We start from the raw sequence: 25071 nt of genomic DNA, 5'->3' as shown, positions 1-25071 counted from the left end.
TAATTCATGGAAAAAAAGATTTATGATACGATTATTATCGGAGGTGGCCCCGCAGGATTAGCAGCAGCATTATATGCAGGAAGAGCTAAAATGAGTGCTATGCTTTTAGAAAGAGCTAAATTTGGTGGCCAAGCAGCTACAACTTCTGAAATAGAAAACTACCCAGGATCAATAAAAGATGAAACAGCTCCACAAATAGAAAGAATGAGACAACAAGCTGAAAACTTTGGAACAGAAATTGTTAAAGATGAAATTGTAAAAGTAGAATTAGAGGGAGAAATTAAGAAATTAGTAGGAAAATTAGGAGAGTATGAAGCAAAAACAATAATAATAGCTACAGGTGCTAATCCAAGACTTGCAGGATTTAAAAATGAAGTAGAGTTAAGAGGAAGAGGAGTTTCCTATTGTGCTACGTGTGATGCTGATTTCTTTGAAGAGCTAGATGTTGCAGTAGTAGGTGGTGGGGATTCAGCATTAGATGAAGCTATATACTTAACAAAATTTGCTGAAAAAGTTACAGTAATTCATAGAAGAGATGAATTTAGAGGAAATAAATCAGTTCAACAAAGAGTATTCGATAATGATAAAATAGAAGTTCTTTGGGATTCTGTTGTTGCAGAAGCAATAGATGATGATGGAATACTTGGTGGATTAAAAATTAGAAATGTTAAAACAAATAATATAAGTGACTTGAATGTTCAAGGATGCTTTGTATTCGTAGGATATGATTCAAATACAAAAGTATTTGAAGGAACTAATTTAGCTTTAAGTGATAGAGGGGAAATCTTAACAGATGAAGATATGAGAACTAATATAGAAGGAGTTTATGCAGCTGGGGATGTTAGAAAAAAATCATTAAGACAAGTTATAACAGCAGCATCAGATGGGGCTATAGCAGCAACTCAAGCAGAACACTATATTGCAAATAAATAATTAAGAAAATAAATTTTTTATATAATATTAAATATATTTTAAAAATTTAAATAATTAAATTAAAAGTAGGAGGAACTAAAAATGTTAGAAATCAGTAAGGATAACAAAGAATTATTTGAAACAGAAGTTTTAGGAGAAAGTGAAAAACCAGTATTCGTTGACTTTTGGGGTGACAAATGTGAAATATGTAAACAATTAATGCCATCAGTTCATGAGTTAGAAGAAAAGTATGGTGATAAAATTAAATTTGCCAGCTTAAATATAACAGGAGCAAGAAGACTTGCTATAGCACAAAAAGTTTTAGGACTTCCAACAATGAAAATATACAAATCTGGAGAATGTGTAGAAACAATAACTCCAGATAAAATATCTAACATAGCAGATGTAGATAGCTTTATAAAAGCTTACTATGAAACATTATAATCTGAAAAAGTTAGTTATATTTGGTAGGCAGCTTAGCTGCTTACCTTAATATAAAATAAAAAATGAAAAGTTATATTAACTTTATATATTCTAGGAGGTGAATGTTTTGCGTCTAGAGATTGGAAATATTATTATAAAAGATCTTCAATTTGGACCAGAAACAAAAGTTGAAAAAGGAACTCTTTATGTTAATAAAGAAGAGTTGCTAAAAGAAGTGGGTGGAGATGAAAGAATAGAAAGTATTGACTTCGATATCGCAAGACCAGGTGAAGAAGTTAGAATTATTCCTGTAAAGGACGTAATTGAGCCAAGAGTAAAGGTTGAGGGAACTGGTGGAGTATTCCCAGGATTTATAAGTAAAGTTGATACAGTTGGTTCAGGAAAAACACATGTTTTAAAAGGTGCAGCGGTTGTTACAACTGGTAAGATTGTTGGCTTCCAAGAAGGTATCGTAGATATGTGTGGAGAAGGAGCTAAGTATACACCATTCTCCAAAACTAATAATTTAGTTGTTATTTGTGAACCAAAATCAGGGGTGAAGCAACATGAACATGAAGAAGCTGTAAGAATGATAGGATTCAAAACAGCTACGTACCTTGGAAAAGCTGGAAAGAATGTTGAACCAGATGAAGTCAAAACATTCGAAACATTACCACTATTAGAACAAGTTAAGCAATATCCAGATTTACCAAAGGTAGTATATGTGTATATGCTTCAAACACAAGGTTTACTACATGATACTTATGTATATGGAGTAGATGCTAAAAAAATAATACCAACATTTATTTATCCAACAGAGGTATTTGATGGTGCAATAGTTAGTGGAAACTGTGTATCTGCTTGTGATAAAAATCCATCATATGTACACATGAATCATCCAATAATAGAAGATTTATATGAAAGACATGGAAAAGATTTTAACTTTATTGGATGCATAATAACTAACGAAAATGTGTATCTTGCTGACAAGGAAAGATCTTCAAATATGGTTGCTAAGTTAGTAGAACTTGTAGGAGCAGATGCAGCTATAATTTCTGAAGAAGGATTTGGTAACCCAGATGCAGATTTAGTTATGAACTGTAATAAAATATCAGCTAAAGGAGTAAAAACTGTACTTTTAACTGATGAGTATGCAGGACAAGACGGATGTTCTCAATCATTAGCTGACTCAACTCCAAAAGGAGATGCTGTAGTAACAGGAGGAAATGCTAATGAATTAATAGTACTTCCACCAATGAAAAGACTTATAGGACATGTTGAAGCAGCAGATATAATTGCTGGAGGACACGTTGGAAGTTTAAGAGAAGATGGATCAATAGAAGCTGAAATCCAAGTTATAACTGGAGCAACAAGTGAAGTAGGATTTAACTATTTATCAGCTAAAGGATTCTAATTTAAAAATATGATTTTGAAGATAGAGATTATAACAAGTTAAGAGTAATTACGAAAGGAAGATGAAATTATGTTACAAGGAAAAAAGGCTATATGTATAGGAGATAGAGACGGAATACCAGGACCAGCGCTAGAAGCTTGCGTGAAATCAGCAGGTGCAGAAGTAGTTTTTGCATCAACAGAATGCTTTGTCTGAACAGCTGCAGGTGCAATGGATCTGGAGATCCAACAAAGAGTTAAAGATTTAACAGAAAAATTTGGCGCAGAAAATGTAGTTGTAATAATCGGTGGAGCAGAAGCAGAGGCATCAGGATTATCAGCAGAAACAGTTACAGCTGGAGACCCAACTTATGCAGGTCCTTTAGCTGGAATAGATTTAGGATTAGCAGTATTCCATATAGTTGAACCAGAAGTTAAAGATGAATGTGATGCAGGAATATACGATGAACAATGCGGAATGATGGAAATGGTTTTAGAAGTAGATGAAATCATTGGAGAAGTAAAATCAATAAGAGAAGAGTTTAGTAAGTTTATTTAATTATTAGAGTATGTATAGTTAATTAATAAGAAAATAGATAATTTATAAATAAGAAGATAAAAGAAATAGAAATTGATAATCACCCCAAGGAGTACGGTGCTTGGGGGGATTCCCAATGAAGGGGGGATAACCATGATAAAAATAGTTCATTATATAAATCAATTCTACGCTGGAATAGGTGGAGAAGATAAAGCTGACTATAAACCAGAAGTTCGTGAAGGTTTTGTTGGACCAGGAATGGGACTTAACGGTCTACTAAAAAAAGAGGGTGCAGAAATAGTTGCAACTGTAGTATGCGGAGACTCTTATTTTGCCGAAAACACAGAAGAAGCTAAAAAAGAAATATTAGAAATGGTTAAAAAGTATGAACCAGATATGTTTATAGCTGGTCCAGCGTTTAATGCAGGTAGATATGGAGTTGCTTGTGGAGACGTGTCAACAGCAGTTAAGGAAGAATTAAACATACCAGTTTTAACTGCAATGTATGTTGAAAACCCTGGTGCTGATATGTACAAAAAATATGTACACATAGTATCTACTAGAAATAGTGCAGTAGGTATGAGAGCAGCACTTCCTAAAATGGCTAAATTAGCACTTAAATTAGCTAAAGGTGAAGAAATAGGATCACCAGATGAAGAAGGATATATCGAAAGAGGCGTTAGAAAGAACTACTTTGCAACAGAAAGAGGTTCTAAAAGAGCAGTTGAAATGCTAGTTAAGAAATTAAAAGATGAGGAATTTGTAACAGAATTCCCAATGCCAAACTTTGATAGAGTTGAACCAAATCCTCCGATAGTTGATATAACTAAAGCTAAAATTGCTATAGTTACTTCTGGTGGTATAGTTCCAAAGGGAAACCCAGATCACATAGAATCTTCAAGTGCATCCAAAATAGGTAAATACGATATCGAAGGAATCATGGATTTAACAAGTGAAACTCATGAAACAGCGCATGGTGGACACGATCCTGTATATGCTAATGATGATCCAGATAGAGTAATACCAGTTGATGTATTAAGAGAGATGGAGAAAGAAGGAAAAATAGGTTCACTACACAGATATTATTATTCAACAGTGGGAAATGGTACAGCAGTTGCTTCTACTAAAAAATATGGTGAATATGCAGCTAAAGAATTAATAGCTGATGGTGTAGATGCAGTTATACTAACTTCTACGTGAGGAACTTGTACACGTTGCGGTGCAACGTTAGTTAAAGAAATAGAAAGAGCTGGATTACCAGTAGTTCATATGTGTACTATAACTCCAGTATCTGTAACAGTTGGAGCTAATAGAATTGTTCCAACAATAGCTATACCTCATCCACTTGGAAACCCAGCATTAAGTAAAGAGGATGAATATAACTTAAGAAAACATCTAGTGGAAAAAGCTTTAATAGCACTACAAACTCCAGTAGAGGGTCAAAAAATATTTGAATAATTAAAAAAGAGTAATTAGGGGACGATTGTTCCCTAATTACTCATAAATTTAATCATAGATAATGCAAAATGAACAGGAAATATCACTTGTTTATTTTGGATTATCTATATAAAGGTAATCTTATAAAAATTAAGTTAGACATATATAAAGAAAATAATAATAAACAGGCTCAAGGATTTATTTAATTAGATATGTCTTACTAAATAGTTAGATAAATTTATTGTGAATTTAATTCACATCTTTATAAAGGGAGGTTTTAGAATCATGAATTTTCCAGTATTAAAAAAAGCATCATATATTTTAGTGAACGCTCCAGATATGGTAATACATAATGGAACAACACAAACATCAGAAAGACAAACAAATCCAAACTCAGAATATTTAAAGGTATTAAAAGATCACTTAAGGCCTTTTGATGAGGTTGTTGCATATGCACCAAATCAAACTTATATAGGAAATTTAACTCCAGAACAATTAAGTGAAATGCCAAGACCTTGGTTTGGAAAAAATGTGGAAAGTGCAAATAGATTTGGTAAATTCGGGGAAGTTATGCCACAGGATGAATTCTATGGATTAATGAAAATATGCGATGTTTTTGACTTAGTAATATTAGAAGAAAACTTTGCAAATGGTGTAAAAGAAAAATTAGCTAAACACCCATTAATAGCTGATAAAGCAGAAAAAGTTGTTGGTGAAGGCATTGAGAAAATAAAAGAACTAGTTAACAATGTAGGTGCAGAAGGATTATATGAAAAAGGTGAATTGGTAGGATGTGTAAGAAGAGCGCATGAAATGGATCCAAACTTATCAGCACATTATATGTTAGAGAATTTAGCAGTTAAAGCTTCTGGTGTTTTAGCTGGAATACACCTTGTAAATAATTTAGATATACCAATAAATGAAATAGAATATATAATAGAATGTTCAGAAGAAGCTATTGGTGATATGAATCAAAGAGGTGGAGGAAATATTGCTAAATCAATAGGAGAAGTTGTTGGTTTAACAGGAGCAACAGGTGCAGATATGAGAGGTTTCTGTGCAGGTCCATCTCATTCATTAATTACAGCAGCATCACTTGTTAAAAGTGGAATATATAAAAATGTTTTAGTTATAGCTGGAGGAGCTACAGCTAAACTTGGAATGAATGGTAGAGACCATATTAAGAAAAATATGCCAGTACTTGAAGATTGCTTAGGTGGATTTGCAGTTTTAGTTTCTCAAAATGATGGTGTAAGCCCGATTTTAAGAACTGATGTAATAGGAAGACATACAATAGGACATGGAGCTTCACCACAAGCAGTGTTAGAAGCTTTAGTTTTAGATCCATTAATATCAAATGGAATAAAAATAACAGAAGTTAATAAGTTTGCTCCTGAAATGCAAACTCCAGATATAACAGAGCCAGCTGGTGCTGGAGATGTTCCAACACAAAACTATAAAATGATAGGAGCATTAGCTGTTAAAAAAGGACAATTAGAGAGAAAAGAATTACCAAATTTTGTTAAAGAACATGGATATCCAGGATTTGCACCAACTCAAGGACATATTCCATCAGGTGTACCAATAGTAGGACATGGAATAGATCATATTAAAAATGGTATTTTAGATAATTTCATGATAATTGGTAAAGGAAGCTTATTCTTAGGAAGAATGACCAACTTATTTGATGGTGTTTCTATATTGGTAGAGAAAAACACTGGAGTAGTTGAAGAAAATTCAGGAATAAGCAAGGATGAAGTTAAATCAATGGTTGCAGATGCAATGAAGGATTTTGCAACATTCTTAGCAAAAGATATGGAATAATAAAATATAGATGCAGTTCCTCAATTTGAGGGACTACATCTTAGAAAAGGGGTGTAAATATGAGCCAAAACTCAACTAAAGTAATGATAGCTGAAGTATTTAATGATATAGCAAATGGAATCAAGAGTGGACAATTTAAGAAAAGAGTAAGAATCGGTTTAACTATATTAGGCTCAGAGCACGGCGTTGAAGAGATGGTTAGAGCAGCTGAGCTATGTAAAGCTAAATATGGTGATTTTGATATAGTTTTAATAGGATCAAAAGTTGATGCTGACTTTGAAGTGATTGAAGTAGCAACACCAGAAGAAGGTCATAAAAAAATGACTGAGATGCTTGAAAAAGGAGAATTAGATGGTTGTGTTACACAACATTTTGATTTCCCAATAGGGGTTTCTACTATAGGGAAAGTTCAGACTCCAGGTTTAGGAAAAGAAATGATATTAGCAACTACAACAGGAACTACTTCAACAAACAGGGTTGAAGGTATGGTCAAAAATGCTATATCTGGTATAGCCGTTGCAAAAGCAAATGGAATTAAAAATCCAAAAGTAGGTATATTAAATTTAGATGGAGCTAGACAAGTAGAAAGAATATTAAATGAGACTAAGATGGCTGGATATGACTTTGAATTTTCAGATTCATTAAGAGCAGATGGTGGAGCTATTATGAGAGGAAATGACTTATTAGCTGGAACTCCAGATGTTATGGTTTGTGACTCTTTAACAGGAAACTTATTAATTAAAGTTTTCTCCTCATTTACAACAGGTGGTAACTATGAAACTGTTGGAGCTGGTTATGGTCCTGGTGTAGGGGAAGATTATGATAAGCTTGTAAACATAGTGTCAAGAGCTTCAGGTGCACCACTTATAGCAGAAGCGTTAAGGTACTGTGCAACTTGTGCAGAAAATAAAGTTTTAGATATAGCAAGAGAAGAATTTAAAAGTGCAAATGAAGCAGGACTTCAAGAATTCATAGATAAGACTGCTAAAAAGGCAAATAAAAATGAAAGTGCAGAAGAAAATGTAAAAATGCCGCCTAAGAAGGTTGTTACGTTTTCAATTGCAGGAATAGATATTTTAGAGTTAGAAAATGCATGTAGAACTTTATGGAAAGAAAATATTTATTCAGAAAGTGGAATGGGATGTACAGGTCCTATAGTGTTAGTAGCAGAAGAAGAATCTGAAAAGGCTATAGAAATTTTAAGAAAATCAGAATATTTAGGATAATATTTTGTAGAGATAATTAGGTTGTCATATCAATAAAAGATTAGTAATTAAATGGATAATTGATATTAATAAGCTATAAATAATGAAATTTATAGCTTATTTTATTCCAGACTAGAAAAAATGAATTTATATGGAAAAAATATTAAAATTATTTAAACAAATTCCTGTAGAAATATGTATTAAATTTAGATTAAATTAAATAAAAACTTACATTATTCAGGAAAAATTAAACATATATTAAAAAAATACAAAAAAAGTTTGAACAATAAATTAATTTTAACCTAATTAAAAAAAAACTTGTATAATTGAAAAAAATATAGTATATTACATATGTACTTTGAGTGTAGTACATACTGTTTGGAGTATATACTATATATAAAAAAAATATAAAAAGCACTATAGAAAACTAACAAAAACATTAAACATATTATTAAATATGTTATAAATTGATTTATAGTGTATATTTGTAGAGTAAATTTAAAAAATTAAAAAAGTAGTTGAATAAATATATAGTTTTTAATTATAATAATTAGGGGAAGATTATATATAGTAAAAACATTAAGTTAATTAAAAGAATTTTTACTTTTTATATAATTAAGTGTAATCTTAGGAGGTTAGTTTTATGAAAGCAAAAAAATTAGTAGCGATACTAATGTCAGCGATGTTAACAGCTTCAGTTTTAGTTGGATGTGGATCATCTGCTGGTAACGGAGAGGGAAAAGATAATGCTGGATCAGAATCAAAAGTTATGATTGGACTTGCTACAGACGAAGGTGGTTTAAATGACAAGTCTTTCAACCAATCAGCTGATACTGGTGTTAAAAAAGCTCAGGAAGAATTTGGTTTAGAGTATAAACCAATAGAATCTTCAAAGAAAGAAGATTATGAACCAAACTTACAAGCATTAGTAGATGAAGGAAGTACTTTAACTTTTGCAGTAGGATATCAATTATCAGAGGCTATAAAAAATATAGCACAAGCAAATCCAGATAGCCATTTTGCTATTATAGATGAAAATGTTGAAGGTGTAGATAACATACAATCAATAACATTCAAAGAGGAAGAAGGTTCTTTCTTAATGGGAGTTATTGCAGGTAAAATGACAAAAACAAACAAAATTGGTTTTATTGGAGGAAAAGATGTTCCAACAATAAATAAATTTGAAAGTGGTTTTGTAGCTGGGGTTAAAGCAGTTAATCCAGAAGCTGCAAAAGGATTAGAAAGTCCAGATGGAGAAAAAGCAGGATCTACTATAAAATATGCAGACTCATTTAATGACACAAATAAAGGATATGAGCTTGCAAAATCATTATATGATTCAGGCTGTGATGTTATATACCATTCTTCAGGAGGAACTGGAACAGGTATGTTTAAAGCAGCTAAGGAATTAAAAGACAAAGGTAAAGAGGTTTGGGGTATAGGTGTTGATATGGACCAAACAATAACTCTTCCAGAGTATGCTGATGTAATTCTATCTTCAATGATAAAGAAAGTTGAATTAGCAACATATGAAGCAGCTAAAGATGCTAAAGATGGAAAATTTGAAGGTGGACATAAGGTTTTAGGAATTAAAGAAGGCGGAATAGATATTGCTGAAACAACAAGTAAAAATACTCCAGAAGATGTTGTAAAGCTAGTTCAAGAATATAAAGAAAAAATATCTAAAGGTGAAGTTGTAGTACCAGCAGATAGAAAAGGTGCTAAGGAATTTAAAGCTGAGTAGCTTATAATACACAATGAAAGCTAGGTGTCTAGTTACATCTAGCTTTTGTTAGTAAAATACCTTTTAAATAGTTAAATTATATTAGATAAATTATAATAAAGTTAGAGGTTTGGGTTTACTAATAAAGAGGGAAGTTATTAGTATAAGGAGGAAAAGGAATGAACAAGGTAATAGAAATGAAAGGTATAACCAAGATTTTTCCTGGAACTATTGCCAATGATAATGTGGATTTTGAGCTTTTAAAAAGCGAAACTCATGTTTTACTTGGAGAAAATGGTGCAGGTAAAACTACACTTATGAATATATTATATGGATTATACCAACCTGAAAAAGGTGAGATATATGTAAAGGGAAGTTTACAAAAAATAACTAGTCCAAATGATGCTATTAAATTAGGCGTAGGTATGGTTCACCAACACTTTATGCTTGTTGAAAATTTTACAGTAGCAGAAAATATAATTTTAGGTACAGAACCTAAAAAGGGAATAAAGCTAGATATTGATTCTGCAGTGAAAAGTGTTGAAGAAATATCAAATAAATATGGATTTGCTATAGATCCCAATGCAGTAATAGAAGATATTTCTGTTGGTCAACAACAAAAGGTTGAAATTTTAAAAGCTCTTTATAGAGGTGCTGAAATTTTAATATTAGATGAACCTACAGCAGTATTAACACCGCAAGAAATTGAAGAATTAGGTAACATTATAGAAAATCTTAAAAAAGAGGGAAAATCAGTAATATTAATAACTCATAAATTAAAAGAAGTTATGAGTATGAGTGATAGGGTTACTATTATAAGAAGAGGAAAAGTAACAGGAACAGTTTTAACTAAGGAAACTAATATAGATCAACTTGCTGAATTGATGGTTGGAAGAAAAGTTAACTTAGTAGTAGAAAAAGATGAGTGTAATAAAAAAGATAAAATTTTAAATATAGAAAATTTATCTGCTATAGACCAAAGAGGCGTTGAGGTAATAAAAAATATAGATCTTGATGTATATGGTGGCGAAATATTAGGTATAGCAGGTGTTGACGGTAATGGACAAACAGAACTGTTAGAAGTAATAACAGGACTTAGAAAGCCTAAAGATGGAAAGATATCCGTAAAAGGAAAAGATATATATGGTAAGACACCAAGAGAAATTGAAAAATCAGGTGTTGCGCATATTCCAGAAGACAGGCATAAAAGAGGATTAGTTCTTAAATATTCATTGTTTGAAAACTCAATTCTTGGTATTCATAAGAAAAAGCCGTTTTCTAATGGAATAGTGATGAACTATAAAGCTATTAAAGAACACTGTAATAAATTAATAGAAGAATTTGATGTTAGAACACCTAATAATTCTGTTAATGCTTCTTCATTATCTGGAGGAAATCAGCAGAAATTAATAGCTGCAAGGGAAATATACAAGGATCCAGAGCTACTAATAGCAGCTCAACCTACAAGAGGAATAGACGTTGGGGCAATTGAGTATATACATAAGAGATTAGTTGGAGAAAGAGACAAAGGAAAAGCGGTTCTATTAGTTTCTTTAGAATTAGATGAAATTTTAGCTCTATCAGATAGAATAGCAGTTATGTATGATGGAAAAGTTGTTGCGGTGCTAGATAGAAAAGACGCCGATGAACAAAAGCTAGGTATACTTATGGCTGGAGGATCAATAGATGACATGAAGAAAGGAGCTGAAAAATAATGTTACAGAAACTAAAAAAAGCTTTAAAACCTATATTATTTCCATTTTTGGCAATATTTCTTTCTTTATTTGTTTCAGTATTCTTTGTTATGTGGGCAAAGGGGTATTCTATAACACAATATTTTACAGCAGTTAGTGATTTGATTGGAACAATTTGGAATGGTAGTTTTGGAACTGAAAGAAATGTCATGAATACTATTGCAGAGATGAGTCCACTTATATTTGCAGGGGTTGCCAATGCAGTAGCATTTAGAACAGGACTATTTAATATAGGTGTAGCTGGACAATTTGCAATGGGAATGATTTCAGCTGGTATCATAGGAACGATTCCAGGACTAAATCCTGTGGTTCATGTTATATTAATTATACTTGGTGGTATTTTAGCAGGTACTATATGGGGTGGAATTCCAGGATTCTTAAGAGCAAGATTTGGAACTAGTGAAGTTATAAATACTATAATGCTTAACTATATATCAATGTTCCTTGCAAATTATATTATATTAAAAACTAGGTTTGGTGTTCCAGGAAAAGCTAGAACTCCAATAATAGAAAAAAGTGCACAGCTTACAAGGTTCATGCCAAGTGCACCAGCTAATATAAGTATATTTATAGCAATAGCAGTAGCAATATTTATATTTTGGTTATTATGGAAAACAACTATTGGATATGAAATAAGAGCAGTAGGTATTAATCCACATGCTGCAGAGTATGGTGGAATAAGTGTTGCGAAAAATGCAATACTTGCAATGGTTATATCAGGTGCTATAGCAGGACTTGGTGGAGCTTTACATGTAGCAGGTGTAAATCACATGGTTCAAGATTTTATGGCTGTTCCAAACTATGGATTTGATGGAATCGCAGTAGCACTTTTAGCTAAAAACAATCCAATAGGATGTATCGCTTCAGCTGTATTATTTGCAGCACTTAATACAAGTGCAAGAGCACTTCAGTTAAATGGAATACCAAAAGAAATTGTATTCTTAATACAAGCAATAATAATTATATTTGTAGCAACAGATTATATTATGAAATACTTTGAAGAGAAAAAGAAGAAAGGGGCGATAATAAATGGATAATGTTAATATACTTTCATTAATAACGTCTACTTTAAGAATTGCAACGCCTCTAATTTTTGCAGCACTTGGTGGAATGTTTTCAGAAAGAGCTGGAGTAGTAAATATAGGACTTGAAGGTATGATGACCATGGGAGCATTCTTTGCTGTGTATGTGACACATATAACAGGAAGCCCTATCATGGGTATTTTCGGTGGAGTGTTGGCAGGTGGATTACTTGCATTGATACATGCAGTTTTAAGTATAAACTTAAGAGCAGATCAAGTTATATCAGGTACGGCTATAAACTTATTTGCAACAGCACTTTCTAGTTTCTTAATTATGAAGCTTTTTGGAAAGGGTGGTCAAACAGACCTAGTTAAAGGATTGCCATTTCATGTTCCAAAAGCAATTTCTAATTTGCCAATCATAGGAAATCTCTTAAATGGCATTAACTGGTTCGTTATATTAGCTATAATTTTAGTATTTGTATCATACTTTGTAATGTATAAAACAGCATTTGGTTTAAGAGTAAGAGCTGTAGGTGAACATCCAAAGGCAGCAGATACATTAGGAATAAATGTTTATAAAACAAGATATATTTGTGTTGTAATATCAGGAATGTTAGCAGGACTTGGTGGAGCTGCACTATCATTAGGTATTACACCAATGTTTAAAGAAAACATGGTTGCAGGAAGAGGATTTATAGCACTTGCAGCTATGATATTTGGTAACTGGAAGCCATTTGGAATCTTAGGAGCATGTTTATTATTTGGTTTTGGAGAAGCATTCCAAATAACAGCTCAAGGTTTTTCATGGTCATTACCAACAGAGTTCTATTCTGCGATACCATATATATTAACAATGTTAGCATTAGCAGGATTTGTTGGTAAAACTCAAGGACCAGCAGCATCAGGTGAACCTTACGAAAAAGGATCAAGATAGACAAAAATGGTATTAGACTAAAGTCTAATACCATTTTTATTTTTTAAGAAATATAAAAAATAAAATTTAGATTTTATATAAGATATACTATAAAGTTATTATTTTTGTATAAACTAAGTAAAGAAAATGTTAAAAACATTGCAAAGTATTAAAAATATATTACAAAATAGAAAAAGTATAGTATAATTATAGTGCTAATATTTTAAAAATTTAGAATTTTCTCATGAAAAAATATATACTAATATATAGTATTAAAAATTATTTGCTTTGAGTTGAATAAGAAAATGCAATAATGAAGAATTGAATTTTAAAAATAAGAGTATTATAAAGAAATGACCTTATATTTAAGGGAATTTATAAAATTGTTGTTATTATTAACTAAGTATAGGTATAACTATATTTAATTAATAATAATTTAAACTGGAGTCAAGTTTTTTAAAATTTAGCAATATGATTTGATTTGCAAATTTAGATAAAATATAAAGATTAGGATTAGAATTATTAATTCTTAATTGAAAGAGAAAGTTGATTTCTCGCTTGATAAATGAATAACTTTAGAAATTTTTTTATAAAACTATATATTGTATAGATTTTATGTTTTGATATTTTCATTATTAAAAGTGAAAATATTAAAATTGAATGATAAGATGCTTTTCAGATTTATAAAATATGAAAGGCTATAAAAACTAATCATGTGAAATGGATAAAATGTTAGGGGGTTGCTTTGTGAATAGGATAAAAAGTATTTCAGGTCCAAATAAAGAGGAGGTTTGGGAATGGGTAAGTGACAAAATTAATGGGAAAATAACTGTTTCTGCAAATAAAGGTAGAAAAATAGAGGCTAAATATAAAAAATGGCCTATTGTAATGGAATACTATACAATGATGGCAGGAAACATACCTATAAGTTACACTAGAGTCAGAGCTACTTTTACTAATATAGATGGTTTCAAATTTAAAATTACAAATAGAAATAATTTAAATACTATCGGTGAAGATTTAGATATGAAAAAATTTACCGAATTAGATAAAGAATTAATAGAACAGTTTATAATAATGACAAATAATGTTCAAGGTATTAAACCTATATTAGAGAATAAATATATAATGGATACATTATCAAGTTATAATAAATTTGTGCTAGAAATCAAGGAATTAGATGATTGTGGAAAAAGCTTAGGTGAATATTCTAATGAAATTGTGTTTAGAACTTCAGGAATTATTAAAAATGGAGAACAATTAAAGCAATTATACAATACTGTTTGTAAAACACTAGACAATTTAGCATAAGCAATCATAAAAAATAAATTACAGTAATAAATTAGAGAGGAAAAGAATATTAATATAATGTTCTTTTCCTTTTTTTATGTGTAAAAATTGAATTGAAATTTATATAAATAGTATGATAGGAGGAATTTTATGAAAATAGTAGTTATTAAGGAATTTAATAATACAAGTGAGCGAATTGAAGAAATAAAAAATGAAATTGAAAAAAAAGCATTGTTAAATAAGGAAGATAGTAAAATATCAGATAAAGATTTCATATTTACAACTGAAGAGCATGATTTGGAAGATAGTAAAGAAATAATAGGAACTATGGTTTTAAAAAAGGTAGATGACAAAGTTTATAAAATAAATAAAATTAACTTATTAGAAAATAGAAGGAATTTAGGTTTAGGAGGTGCTATGGTAAAATATGCATTAGAGGTAGTAAAGAAAAATTGTGGAAAAACTATAATTGTAGATGATGATAAAATGTTAAAAGATTTTTATACTAAATTAGGTTTTATACAAGATAAGAATAATAAATTGATAATGAATATATGACATTTAAAATTTAAAATTATCTGTTTTTTAATTAATAAATTTTATAATTAATTAAAACTCTGTTTAAATAAAGAATTTATGTGAGAAGTGGTGTTTTGTTTTAATATAATTATTATATAAATAAAGTCGATTAAGATGTAGTTAACTCTATTCTTAAGTCGGCTTTATTTCATATATAACATTGTTTAAAAGAATAGGTAATTTATGAAATATTAAAACAAATATGATATAATTGAATTAGTATTGTTATATAAATATAATGAAATTAAAAAAAATTATAAATAAAAAAATTAATATAAAGAATAATTGGAGTTTAATAAATTTTTAAAATTATAAAGAATTATAACTAAAAAAGTTATTCAATTTATATAGTTAAGGTTAGTCTAATAAGATACTAATCTTATTTAATTTACTAAAGTAATTTTAAAATTAATATAATACCAATAAAAACAAACGTAACATTCAGAAAATTTAATTTAAAGTTTATATTTTTATAGGGAAACAATCCCCAATTTAAATTTATTCAATAACTTTAAAATATTTTCATATAAGATGCAGTGTTGAATTCTAGGTGATTTAAAGCAGGACTCACTACTTGGGGTATTCAAGTTTTAAAATGGATAATTTTCAAAGTCAACTTAGAACCCTATATAATACTTAAGTAAAATTATTTGATAAGGATTGTGATGAAATGAATTTAGGTTTTGATTTGAAGCTTTCTATGGAACAGAAGCTAGTTATGACTATGGAAATGCAACTTTCTATAAAACTTTTACAAATGTCCACCTATGATTTGATGACATACATAAATAAAGAGTTAGAAGAAAATATAGCTTTAGAATCTAAAGATGATAATAAATTAGAAGAAATAGATTTGAAAAAGTTGATAAATTTTTTAGATGATAATAAAAGAGGAAAAGATTATGATTACTATAAGGAAAAGGAGGAAGAAATATCTCCATTAAATTTTGTTATAGAAAAGGAATCTTTGAAAGATTATTTAAAGAAACAACTTATAGATTTTAAAATGGACAAAATTATGTTTAGAGTTTGTGTATATATAATAGAATCTTTAAATCATAAAGGATATTTTGAAGAAGATATAGATGAAACAGCAAATAGAAATAAATGTTCAGTAGTAGAAGTAAATAAAGCATTAAGTATAATACAAAGTCTAGAACCAGAAGGAATTGGAGCAAGAAATTTAAAGGAATGTTTAAAAATTCAACTAAATAGGAAAAACATTAAAGATGAAAAAATATATATGATAATTGATAATCATTTACAAGACATATCTAGAGGGAAATTACTAAATATAGCTAAGGAGTTGAAAATAGACAGTGAAAAAGTTCAGTATTATATTGATTTAATACGAACTCTAGAACCTAAACCATCCAGAGGTTTTTTTACTGGAGATGAAACTAATTATATAATTCCAGATGCAGTTATAAAGAGAATAGAGGATGAATTTATAGTAATTATGAATGATTCTATATTACCTAAACTAAATATTAACAATACCTATAAAGAAGTTCTTAATAATTGTGATGAGCAAGAAACTATTGAATATGTAAAAGAAAAAGTTAATAAAGCAATTTTTTTAATGAAGAGTATAGAAAGTAGAAGAAATACATTACAACTTGTTATAGAACAGATAATAAAAATTCAAAAGAAATACTTTTTATATGGAACCTCCTATTTAAAACCTATGACAATAAGAATTATAGCAGACAATTTAGAGTTTCATGAGTCAACTGTTAGTAGGGCTATAAAAGATAAGTATATTGCATTACCAACTGGAAAAGTTATAAGGATAAAGGATTTGTTTACCAATAGTATGACTACAGATGGAGAGGATATATCAACTTATAATATTAAGAAAAAAATCGAGGAAATAGTAGAAAATGAAAATAAAAAGAAACCACTTTCTGATTCTAAAATATGTGAAATTTTAAATGATGATGGTATAAATATATCACGAAGAACTATAGCTAAATATAGAGAAGAGCTAGGAATATTAAGTTCATCAAGACGAAAAAGACTATAATTTTAAAATTTAAATAAACTTAACAAAAAAAGCTATTCACAAGAATAGCTTTTTAGTATATAATAATGAATAAAGAGGGACAAAAAATCACCTATGGACAAAAAATGTCCCAAAGGAGTGCTAATTATGCAAGAACTATTAAAAATACAAGTGAAATTAGTACCAGAAATTCTAGAGGTTCTGGAAATGAGATATAATATCTTAACTAACATATATTATAGTCAGCCAATAGGAAGAAGACTTTTAGCTACTAACCTCAAATTAAGCGAAAGAGTTGTAAGAAGTGAAATAAATTTTTTAAAGGATCAAAAACTTATAGAAATAAGTAATCCAGGAATGACTATAACAAGTGAAGGTGAAGAAGTTCTTCAAGGATTAAAAAATTTTATAAGAGAAATGAAAGAATTTAAATCTTTAGAAGAAGGTATAAAAAATAAATTAAATTTAAAAGATATTATTATTGTTGCTGGAGATATAGATGAAGATAGTTCAGTTTTAAATGAATTAGGAAAGATTACAGTTAATTATATAAAAAAGATACTACAAGATAATATAATAATTTCCCTAACAGGTGGAAATACTGTTAAAGAAGTAGTGGATAACTTCCCTAATGTCCAAGGCTTCGAAAATATATTAGTATTACCAGCAAGAGGTGGTATAGGAAAAGACATAGAATGTCACTCAAATACACTAGCAGGAAGACTGGCATCAAAATTAAATGGTAATTATGAAATACTTCATATACCAGATAATTTAAGCAGTAATACTTATAAAGCCCTTTTAAATGAAGAGGGCATAAAAGAAATTTTCAATAATATTGCAAAATCTAATATAGTTATTCATGGTATAGGTAATGCAAATGAAATGTCTAAAAGAAGAGAATTGAAAAAAGCAGCAATGGAAAAAATACAGCATTTAGATGCTGTAGGTGAGGCTTATGGACATTATTTTGATTACGAAGGAAAAATAGTTCATTCAATGGAAACTATAGGAATACAAAAAAATCAAGTTCCATCAATAGAATATATGATTGCAGTAGCAGCTGGTAAAGCGAAAGCAAAAGCTATAATTTCAGTAGCAAGAGGTACTGAAAATGAGGTGCTAGTTACTGATGAAGCTACAGCAAGAGAAATTTACGATATATTAATTAAAGAGTAAATTAGAATTTCATTATAACAAATTATCTTAGGAGGTAAGATATTATGATTAAAGTTGGTATAAATGGATTTGGAAGAATAGGAAGAAATTTTTTTAAGGCATTAATTAACAAATATAATGATGATTTAGAAGTTGTAGCAATCAATGATTTAACAGATGCAGACACATTAGCTCATTTATTAAAATATGATTCACTATATGGACAATTTGAAGGCACAGTAGAAAATACTGAAAATGAAATTGTTGTTAATGGTAAATCTATAAAAATATTTGCAGAAAGAGATCCACACAATATTCCTTGGGGCGTATTAGGTGTAGATATTGTAATAGAAGCAAGTGGAAAATTTACAGATGGAAATAAAGCAAAGGCACATATTGAAGCAGGGGCAAAGAAGGTTTTAATTTCAGCACCAGCTAAAAATGAAGATATAACAATAGTATTAGGTGTGAATGAAAGTGAGTATGATTCAAATAATCATAATATAATTTCAAATGCATCTTGTACAACTAACTGTTTAGCACCATTTGCTAAGATTTTAGATAGAGAGTTTGGAATAGTAAAAGGTCTTATGACTACTATTCATTCATATACAAATGATCAAAAAATATTAGATGCTCCTCATAGTGATTTAAGAAGAGCAAGAGCAGCAGCAGAAGCTATGATTCCAACAACAACAGGAGCTGCAAAGGCAGTATCTTTGGTATTACCTCAATTAAAAGGAAAACTAAATGGTATGGCTGTAAGAGTCCCTACTCCAACAGTATCAATTACAGACTTAGTATGTGAAATATCAAAAAATGCCACTGTTGAAGAAATAAATGATGCATTTAGAAAAGCAGCTGAGGGTGAGTTAAAAGGAATACTTGGATATAGTGAAGAACCATTAGTATCAATTGACTATAGAGGAGATGAAAGATCTTCAATAGTTGATGGATTATCTACTATGTTAATATCAGACAATATGGTTAAGGTTGTTTCATGGTATGATAATGAATGGGGATATTCAAATAGATTAGCAGATTTAACAAAATATGTTGCTGAAAGACTATAATTAGACCTATAATATTATCCATATTTTATAATAAAAATCTAGTTCTTAAGCAAAATAGAACTAGATTTTATTTTTATCAGTTAAAATCAGAAAAGTTAAAAAATTAATTTGAAATTATTTTATAAAGAAGAAAAAGGTAAAAAGTATACATTATTTAGCTAAAAATTAAAAATAATGTATCACAAATACGAAAAAAGTGTTAAAATTATTAATGGAAAGACAAAATTATAAATTTAATAAAAATAAAAAATTAATTTATATATAGTATTTAAACAGTATTTGATAGGTGCTGAAAAGTATATTTATTGAAAGGGGTTTTAACGTGATATTCAATAAGAAAACTATAGAAGATATAAATATAAAGGGTAAAAAAATATTAGTGAGATGTGATTTTAATGTACCTTTATCAGAAGGAAAAATAACAGATGAAAATAGATTATTAGGTGCGTTGCCAACAATAAATTATTTGATAGAGAATGGTGGAAAAGTTATCCTTTGTTCTCATTTAGGAAAACCAAAAGGCGAAGCAAAGCCGGAATTATCATTAAAACCAGTAGCAGATAGATTATCAGAACTTTTAAACAAGGATGTAAAATTTTTAAAAGATGATAATGTTATATCAGAAAGTGTTAAAAAGGAAATTGAACAATTAAAAGATAGTGAAATTGCCTTATTAGAGAATACTAGATTTAGAAAAGAAGAAACTAAAAATGATGAAATTTTCTCAAAAGAGTTAGCTTCAGTTTGTGATATATTTGTAAATGATGCTTTTGGAACTGCTCATAGAGCGCATTGCTCTACTGTAGGGGTAACTAACTTTGTTAAGGATTCAGTTTGTGGATACTTAATACAAAAAGAACTTAAGTTTTTAGGTGATGCAGTTGAACAGCCTGTTAGACCATTTACAGCTATATTAGGTGGCGCTAAAGTTTCTGATAAGATAAATGTAATAAATAATTTATTAGAAAAAGTTGATAATTTAATCATTGGTGGAGGTATGGCATATACATTTTTAAAAGCTAATGGATATGAAGTTGGAAACTCCTTAGTGGAAGAGGATAAATTAAATTATGCTAAAGATATGATGAAAAAAGCAGAAGAAAAAAATGTTAAGTTTTTAATTCCTGTAGATCATGTTATAGCTAATGAATTTTCTAAAGATGCAAAGGCAATAATAACAGAGGAAAAAAATATAGAAAAAGGTTATATGGGACTTGATATAGGACCTAAAACTGTGGAATTATATAAAAAGACAATATTAGAGTCTAAAACTATAGTGTGGAATGGACCAATGGGAGTCTTTGAATTTAAAAATTTTGAAAATGGAACTAAAACTATAGCTAAGGCTTTAGCTGAAAATAAAGAAGCAACTACTATAATTGGTGGTGGAGATAGTGCAGCAGCAGTAAATATGTTTCAATTAGGTGAGAAAATGACACATATATCTACTGGAGGTGGAGCTTCTTTAGAATTTTTAGAGGGAATAGCACTTCCAGGTATAGTAGCTTTAAATGACAAATAGTTGATAATTTTGATATAGTATATTTAAAAGAAATTATAACTAATTTTATGGAGGAAAGTTATGAGAAAAGCAATAATTGCAGGAAATTGGAAAATGCATAACACTATAAAGGAAGCTTTAGAGTTAGTAAATGAATTAAAACCTTTAGTTAAAGATGCAAAATGTGATGTAGTGGTTTGTCCGAGTTTTATAGCATTATCATCAGTGGTAGAGGCTGTTAAAGGAACTAATATAAAGGTTGGGGCTCAAAACATGCACTTTGAAGAAAAAGGAGCATTTACAGGAGAGGTATCTCCAAGCATGCTTGAAGAATTAGGTGTGGACTATGTTATTATCGGGCATAGTGAAAGAAGACAGTATTTTAATGAAAGTGATGAGACTGTTAATAAAAAGCTAAAAGCTGCATTTAATCATAGCATCTTACCAATACTTTGTGTAGGGGAAAGTTTAGAACAAAGAGAAGGTAACATAACAGAAAAAATATTAGAAAATCAAGTAACTAAAGCTTTAGATGGATTATCAAAAGAACAAGTAGGCAAAATGATAATTGCCTATGAACCAATATGGGCAATAGGCACAGGAAAAACAGCTACAGCTGATGAGGCTAATGATACAATAGGATTTATAAGAAGTGTAGTTGAAAAACTTTATGATAATAATATAAGTAATAGTATAAGAATACAATATGGTGGTTCAGTAAAACCTTCAACAATAAAAGAACAAATGTCAAAAGAACATATTGATGGTGGATTAATAGGTGGAGCAAGTTTAAAAGCAAGAGATTTTAGTGATATTGTAAACTATTAAATTTTAGCAAAGGGTGATAGAATGTCTAAAAAACCAATGATGCTCATGATATTAGATGGATTTGGTTTAAGTGATAATTTAGATGGTAATGCAGTAAAAATTTCTAAAAAGCCAAACTATGAAAACATAAAAGCCAATTATCCAATGACAAAAGTAAAAGCTTCAGGTTTAAGTGTAGGGCTTCCGGAAGGACAAATGGGAAATTCAGAAGTGGGCCATTTAAATATAGGAGCAGGTAGAGTTGTATATCAAGAGCTAACAAGGATAAGTAAAAGTATAGACGATGGAGAGTTTTTTACAAATAATGAATTTTTAAAATGTATAAAAAGTGCAAAAGATAATAGTTCATCAATGCATATTATGGGGCTTTTATCAGACGGTGGAGTTCATTCACATATAAATCATTTAAAGGCTCTAATAAGTTTGTGTAAAAAAAATCAATTAGAAAAAGTTTATATACATTGTTTTTTAGATGGAAGAGATGTTCCTCCATCTTCAGCATGTAATTATATTAAAGAATTAGAAGAATACTTAAAAGAAGAGAATATTGGAAAGATTGCTACGATAAGTGGAAGATATTATGCAATGGATAGAGATAATCGTTGGGAACGTATTCAACTTGCTTATAATGCTATAGTTAAAGGTGAGGGTGAAAAATCACATAGTGCATTAGAAGCAGTAGAAAAATCTTATCATGACAATAAAACAGATGAATTTGTAATTCCTACAGTTATAGTAAATGGAGAAAATGAAGCTGTTGGAAAAATACAAAATAATGATTCAGTAATATTCTTTAATTTTAGACCAGATAGAGCAAGAGAGATAACAAGAGCAATAAATGATAAAGTTTTTGACAAATTTGATAGAGAAACTTTGAATTTAAACTTTGTTACTATGACTCAATATGATAATACTTTAGAAAATGTAAACATAGCATTTAAACCTCAGCAATATAAAAATACTTTAGGCGAATATATAGCATATAAAGGATTAAAACAACTTAGAATTGCAGAAACAGAAAAATATGCACATGTTACTTTTTTCTTTAATGGAGGAGTAGAACAGCCTAACAAGAATGAAGATAGGGCGTTAATACCTTCACCTAAAGTTGCAACATATGATTTAAAACCAGAAATGAGTGCAAAAGAGGTAACAGATGAAGTATTAAGTAGATTAGATACAAAACAATATGACCTTATAATATTAAATTATGCTAATCCAGATATGGTAGGTCATACTGGTGTATTAGATGCAGCAGTTAAGGCAATAGAAACTGTAGATGAATGTCTTAAAAAAGTTGTTGATAAGGTTTTAGAATTAGATGGAACTGTATTTATAACAGCAGATCATGGAAATGCAGAACAGATGATAGATTTTTCTACTGGAAAGCCAATGACATCTCATACAACAAATGAAGTTCCATTTATATGTGTATCAGGTAATAAGGTGAAATTAAAAGATGGTGGAATATTAGCAGATATTGCACCTACAATATTAGATGTTATGGGAATTGAAAAACCAAAAGAGATGACAGGAAATTCCCTTATAGAACATTAACTTAGTATATAAAAAATTATTAATAAAAAATCGATTTTATGATATTTTTAGGAGGATTATATTTATGAAACAATATGTTGAAATTATTGATGTTTATGCAAGACAAATATTAGATTCAAGAGCATTTCCAACAGTAGAGGTAGAAGTAACATTAGATGATGGTACAGTAGGAAGAGCAGCAGTTCCATCTGGTGCATCAACAGGTATATTTGAGGCAGTTGAATTAAGAGATGGTGATAAAGCTGTTTACAATGGAAAAGGCGTTTTAAAAGCTGTAGATAATGTAAATGAAATTATAGCAGAAGAATTAGTGGGAATGAATGTATTTGATCAAGTAGCTATTGATAAATTAATGATAGAGCTTGATGGAACTAAAAATAAAGGAAAACTAGGTGCAAATGCAATGCTTGGAGTTTCTCTTGCTTGTGCTAAAGCAGCAGCAGAATCATTAGGTCTTGGATTATATCAATATATAGGTGGAGTTAATGCTAAAGTTTTACCAGTTCCAATGATGAACATATTAAATGGTGGAAAACATGCAGATAATAACGTTGATTTACAAGAGTTTATGATAATGCCAGTTGGTGCAAAATCATTTAGTGAAGCGTTAAGAATGTGTGCAGAAGTATATCATACTTTAAAATCAATATTAAAGGAAAAAGGATTAGGAACAGGTGTTGGTGATGAAGGTGGATTTGCACCAAACCTAGCTTCAAATGAAGAAGCTATAAAAGTTATAATGGAAGCAATAGAAAAAGCAGGATATAAAGCAGGAGAAGAAATTTTCTTAGCGCTAGACCCAGCATCATCTGAATTCTTTGAAGATGGAAAATATAATTTATCAGGTGAAGGTAGAATATTGACTCCAGAAGAAATGGCCGATTACTATGTAGAACTTGCAAATAAATACCCAATAATCTCAATTGAAGATGGTATGGCTGAAGAAGATTGGGAAGGATGGAAACACTTAACAGATAAAATTGGTGATAAGGTGCAATTAGTTGGAGACGATTTATTTGTTACAAATACAGAAAGATTAGCTATGGGATTTGAAAAGGAAGTAGCTAACTCAATTCTTATAAAATTAAATCAAATAGGAACATTAACAGAAACTATAAATGCTATAGAAATGGCTTCAAGAAAAGGATACACAGCAGTAGTATCTCATAGAAGTGGAGAAACTGAAGATACAACAATAGCTGATCTAGTTGTTGCAATGAATGCAGGACAAATAAAAACAGGTGCGCCTGCAAGAAGTGAAAGAGTTGCGAAATATAACCAATTACTAAGAATTGAAGAGGAATTGGGAGATATGGCTGAATATAGAGGAATGAATTCTTTCTATAATATAAAAAGATAGTGATTAAATCTATATTAGAATAATTTAAAAAGGATATCTCAATTAAAAATTTATAGAGAGATATCCTTTTAATGTACTTAATTTTATGCAATTAAGTGCGTTAGATTGTTTAAAAATAAATATTATATAAAATATCGTAATTGTAACTATAATAATAATATGTTAATATATAATATATTAATGCTTTATGGTATAGGGAGGTGTGTGTGTATGAAAACTGCACTAACTGTAATACAAATATTGTCAGCTGTTTTACTAATGATAGTTATATTATTACAGCCAAGTAAAGGTAACGGATTGCAAGGATTAGTTACTGGTAGTTCAGATACATTCTATTCTAAAAACAAAACAAAAACTAAAGAATCATTTTTAATAAAACTTACAGTATTTTTTGCAATAGTATTTGTAGGTTCCGTAATATTAATAAATGCTTTGTAAGATTAAAGTGGCTAGTCTACTTTAATCTTTTTTTATATAAAAATATGGCAGTGAATTTCTAATAGTACCTTTTAAAACTGTACAACAATAAATTATTTAAAGGTTAATATCTTTACGGGAGCATGTAGTATATGAT

21 protein-coding genes are annotated in these 25071 nt (G+C 29.6%); all 21 read left to right on the top strand.

Annotated features, from left to right (window positions below):
• The first annotated feature begins 6 nt into the window (after positions 1–6).
• A complete protein-coding gene (gene trxB, locus KQI36_RS05920; RefSeq protein WP_216450058.1) occupies positions 7–933 on the top strand; it encodes a thioredoxin-disulfide reductase in 927 nt (308 codons plus the stop codon).
• An 81-nt stretch (positions 934–1014) separates the two neighbouring features.
• Positions 1015–1356: a thioredoxin family protein gene (locus KQI36_RS05915; protein WP_216450057.1), complete on the top strand. Its 342-nt coding sequence runs from the start codon at positions 1015–1017 to the stop codon at positions 1354–1356.
• Positions 1357–1462: 106 nt separating this feature from the next.
• The gene (locus KQI36_RS05910) at positions 1463–2749 is read left to right on the top strand and encodes a glycine/sarcosine/betaine reductase component B subunit (protein ID WP_216450056.1); all 1287 of its coding nucleotides are present in this window, start codon (positions 1463–1465) and stop codon (positions 2747–2749) included.
• Positions 2750–2818: 69 nt separating this feature from the next.
• Positions 2819–3286 carry a glycine/sarcosine/betaine reductase complex selenoprotein A gene (gene grdA / locus KQI36_RS05905; protein WP_081496282.1) on the top strand — a complete coding sequence of 156 codons (468 nt, stop codon included), beginning with the start codon at positions 2819–2821 and terminating at the stop codon, positions 3284–3286.
• A 132-nt stretch (positions 3287–3418) separates the two neighbouring features.
• Entirely contained in the window at positions 3419–4723 is a 1305-nt protein-coding gene (gene grdB / locus KQI36_RS05900; protein WP_216450054.1) for a glycine reductase complex selenoprotein B, read from the top strand.
• Between the two features lie 264 nt (positions 4724–4987).
• A complete protein-coding gene (gene grdC / locus KQI36_RS05895) occupies positions 4988–6526 on the top strand; it encodes a glycine/sarcosine/betaine reductase complex component C subunit beta (protein ID WP_216450053.1) in 1539 nt (512 codons plus the stop codon).
• Positions 6527–6585: 59 nt separating this feature from the next.
• Positions 6586–7752, top strand: a complete 1167-nt coding sequence (gene grdD / locus KQI36_RS05890) for a glycine/sarcosine/betaine reductase complex component C subunit alpha (RefSeq protein WP_216450052.1) — start codon at positions 6586–6588, stop codon at positions 7750–7752.
• 622 nt (positions 7753–8374) lie between these two features.
• Positions 8375–9475, top strand: coding sequence for a BMP family lipoprotein (locus KQI36_RS05885; RefSeq protein WP_010294263.1), 1101 nt, complete (start codon positions 8375–8377; stop codon positions 9473–9475).
• 158 nt (positions 9476–9633) lie between these two features.
• The gene (locus KQI36_RS05880; protein ID WP_216450051.1) at positions 9634–11169 is read left to right on the top strand and encodes an ABC transporter ATP-binding protein; all 1536 of its coding nucleotides are present in this window, start codon (positions 9634–9636) and stop codon (positions 11167–11169) included.
• Entirely contained in the window at positions 11169–12245 is a 1077-nt protein-coding gene (locus KQI36_RS05875; RefSeq protein WP_010294261.1) for an ABC transporter permease, read from the top strand. The genes KQI36_RS05880 and KQI36_RS05875 overlap by 1 nt, the downstream gene beginning before the upstream one ends.
• Positions 12238–13167 (top strand): ABC transporter permease, encoded by a 930-nt coding sequence (locus KQI36_RS05870; RefSeq protein ID WP_010294259.1) that lies wholly within the window; start codon positions 12238–12240, stop codon positions 13165–13167. The genes KQI36_RS05875 and KQI36_RS05870 overlap by 8 nt, the downstream gene beginning before the upstream one ends.
• A 726-nt stretch (positions 13168–13893) precedes the next feature.
• The gene (locus tag KQI36_RS05865) at positions 13894–14457 is read left to right on the top strand and encodes a hypothetical protein (protein WP_010294258.1); all 564 of its coding nucleotides are present in this window, start codon (positions 13894–13896) and stop codon (positions 14455–14457) included.
• Positions 14458–14586: 129 nt separating this feature from the next.
• On the top strand, positions 14587–14994 hold the full coding sequence (locus KQI36_RS05860; protein ID WP_216450050.1) for a GNAT family N-acetyltransferase: 408 nt from the start codon (positions 14587–14589) through the stop codon (positions 14992–14994).
• A gap of 691 nt (positions 14995–15685) precedes the next feature.
• Positions 15686–17041: an RNA polymerase factor sigma-54 gene (gene rpoN / locus KQI36_RS05855; RefSeq protein ID WP_216450049.1), complete on the top strand. Its 1356-nt coding sequence runs from the start codon at positions 15686–15688 to the stop codon at positions 17039–17041.
• 126 nt (positions 17042–17167) lie between these two features.
• Entirely contained in the window at positions 17168–18199 is a 1032-nt protein-coding gene (locus KQI36_RS05850; RefSeq protein ID WP_216450048.1) for a sugar-binding transcriptional regulator, read from the top strand.
• A 44-nt stretch (positions 18200–18243) separates the two neighbouring features.
• Positions 18244–19251 carry a type I glyceraldehyde-3-phosphate dehydrogenase gene (gap, locus tag KQI36_RS05845; RefSeq protein ID WP_010294251.1) on the top strand — a complete coding sequence of 336 codons (1008 nt, stop codon included), beginning with the start codon at positions 18244–18246 and terminating at the stop codon, positions 19249–19251.
• A gap of 322 nt (positions 19252–19573) precedes the next feature.
• Entirely contained in the window at positions 19574–20773 is a 1200-nt protein-coding gene (locus tag KQI36_RS05840) for a phosphoglycerate kinase (protein WP_010294250.1), read from the top strand.
• A gap of 60 nt (positions 20774–20833) precedes the next feature.
• Positions 20834–21580 (top strand): triose-phosphate isomerase, encoded by a 747-nt coding sequence (tpiA, locus tag KQI36_RS05835; protein WP_216450046.1) that lies wholly within the window; start codon positions 20834–20836, stop codon positions 21578–21580.
• A gap of 21 nt (positions 21581–21601) precedes the next feature.
• A complete protein-coding gene (gene gpmI / locus KQI36_RS05830) occupies positions 21602–23137 on the top strand; it encodes a 2,3-bisphosphoglycerate-independent phosphoglycerate mutase (protein ID WP_216450045.1) in 1536 nt (511 codons plus the stop codon).
• Between the two features lie 64 nt (positions 23138–23201).
• Positions 23202–24497: a phosphopyruvate hydratase gene (gene eno, locus KQI36_RS05825; protein WP_216450044.1), complete on the top strand. Its 1296-nt coding sequence runs from the start codon at positions 23202–23204 to the stop codon at positions 24495–24497.
• 210 nt (positions 24498–24707) lie between these two features.
• Positions 24708–24935 (top strand): preprotein translocase subunit SecG, encoded by a 228-nt coding sequence (gene secG / locus KQI36_RS05820; protein ID WP_010294243.1) that lies wholly within the window; start codon positions 24708–24710, stop codon positions 24933–24935.
• The last annotated feature ends 136 nt before the right edge of the window (positions 24936–25071 follow it).

This window comes from Clostridium senegalense (assembly GCF_018916625.1).
GTDB classification, from domain to species: Bacteria; Bacillota; Clostridia; order Clostridiales; family Clostridiaceae; genus Clostridium_J; species Clostridium_J senegalense.
This window is presented reverse-complemented; position numbering and strand designations above follow the sequence as displayed.

What these genes read in the sequence shown, in the direction of transcription:
- grdC (WP_216450053.1), top strand. Translation starts at nt 4,988, where the DNA reads ATGAATTTTCCAGTATTAAAAAAAGCATCATATATTTTAGTGAACGCT.
- gap (WP_010294251.1), top strand. Translation starts at nt 18,244, where the DNA reads ATGATTAAAGTTGGTATAAATGGATTTGGAAGAATAGGAAGAAATTTT.
- KQI36_RS05850 (WP_216450048.1), top strand. Translation starts at nt 17,168, where the DNA reads ATGCAAGAACTATTAAAAATACAAGTGAAATTAGTACCAGAAATTCTA.
- KQI36_RS05915 (WP_216450057.1), top strand. Translation starts at nt 1,015, where the DNA reads ATGTTAGAAATCAGTAAGGATAACAAAGAATTATTTGAAACAGAAGTT.
- secG (WP_010294243.1), top strand. Translation starts at nt 24,708, where the DNA reads ATGAAAACTGCACTAACTGTAATACAAATATTGTCAGCTGTTTTACTA.
- KQI36_RS05860 (WP_216450050.1), top strand. Translation starts at nt 14,587, where the DNA reads ATGAAAATAGTAGTTATTAAGGAATTTAATAATACAAGTGAGCGAATT.
- KQI36_RS05885 (WP_010294263.1), top strand. Translation starts at nt 8,375, where the DNA reads ATGAAAGCAAAAAAATTAGTAGCGATACTAATGTCAGCGATGTTAACA.
- KQI36_RS05880 (WP_216450051.1), top strand. Translation starts at nt 9,634, where the DNA reads ATGAACAAGGTAATAGAAATGAAAGGTATAACCAAGATTTTTCCTGGA.
- eno (WP_216450044.1), top strand. Translation starts at nt 23,202, where the DNA reads ATGAAACAATATGTTGAAATTATTGATGTTTATGCAAGACAAATATTA.
- tpiA (WP_216450046.1), top strand. Translation starts at nt 20,834, where the DNA reads ATGAGAAAAGCAATAATTGCAGGAAATTGGAAAATGCATAACACTATA.
- rpoN (WP_216450049.1), top strand. Translation starts at nt 15,686, where the DNA reads ATGAATTTAGGTTTTGATTTGAAGCTTTCTATGGAACAGAAGCTAGTT.
- KQI36_RS05875 (WP_010294261.1), top strand. Translation starts at nt 11,169, where the DNA reads ATGTTACAGAAACTAAAAAAAGCTTTAAAACCTATATTATTTCCATTT.
- gpmI (WP_216450045.1), top strand. Translation starts at nt 21,602, where the DNA reads ATGTCTAAAAAACCAATGATGCTCATGATATTAGATGGATTTGGTTTA.
- grdD (WP_216450052.1), top strand. Translation starts at nt 6,586, where the DNA reads ATGAGCCAAAACTCAACTAAAGTAATGATAGCTGAAGTATTTAATGAT.
- trxB (WP_216450058.1), top strand. Translation starts at nt 7, where the DNA reads ATGGAAAAAAAGATTTATGATACGATTATTATCGGAGGTGGCCCCGCA.
- KQI36_RS05870 (WP_010294259.1), top strand. Translation starts at nt 12,238, where the DNA reads ATGGATAATGTTAATATACTTTCATTAATAACGTCTACTTTAAGAATT.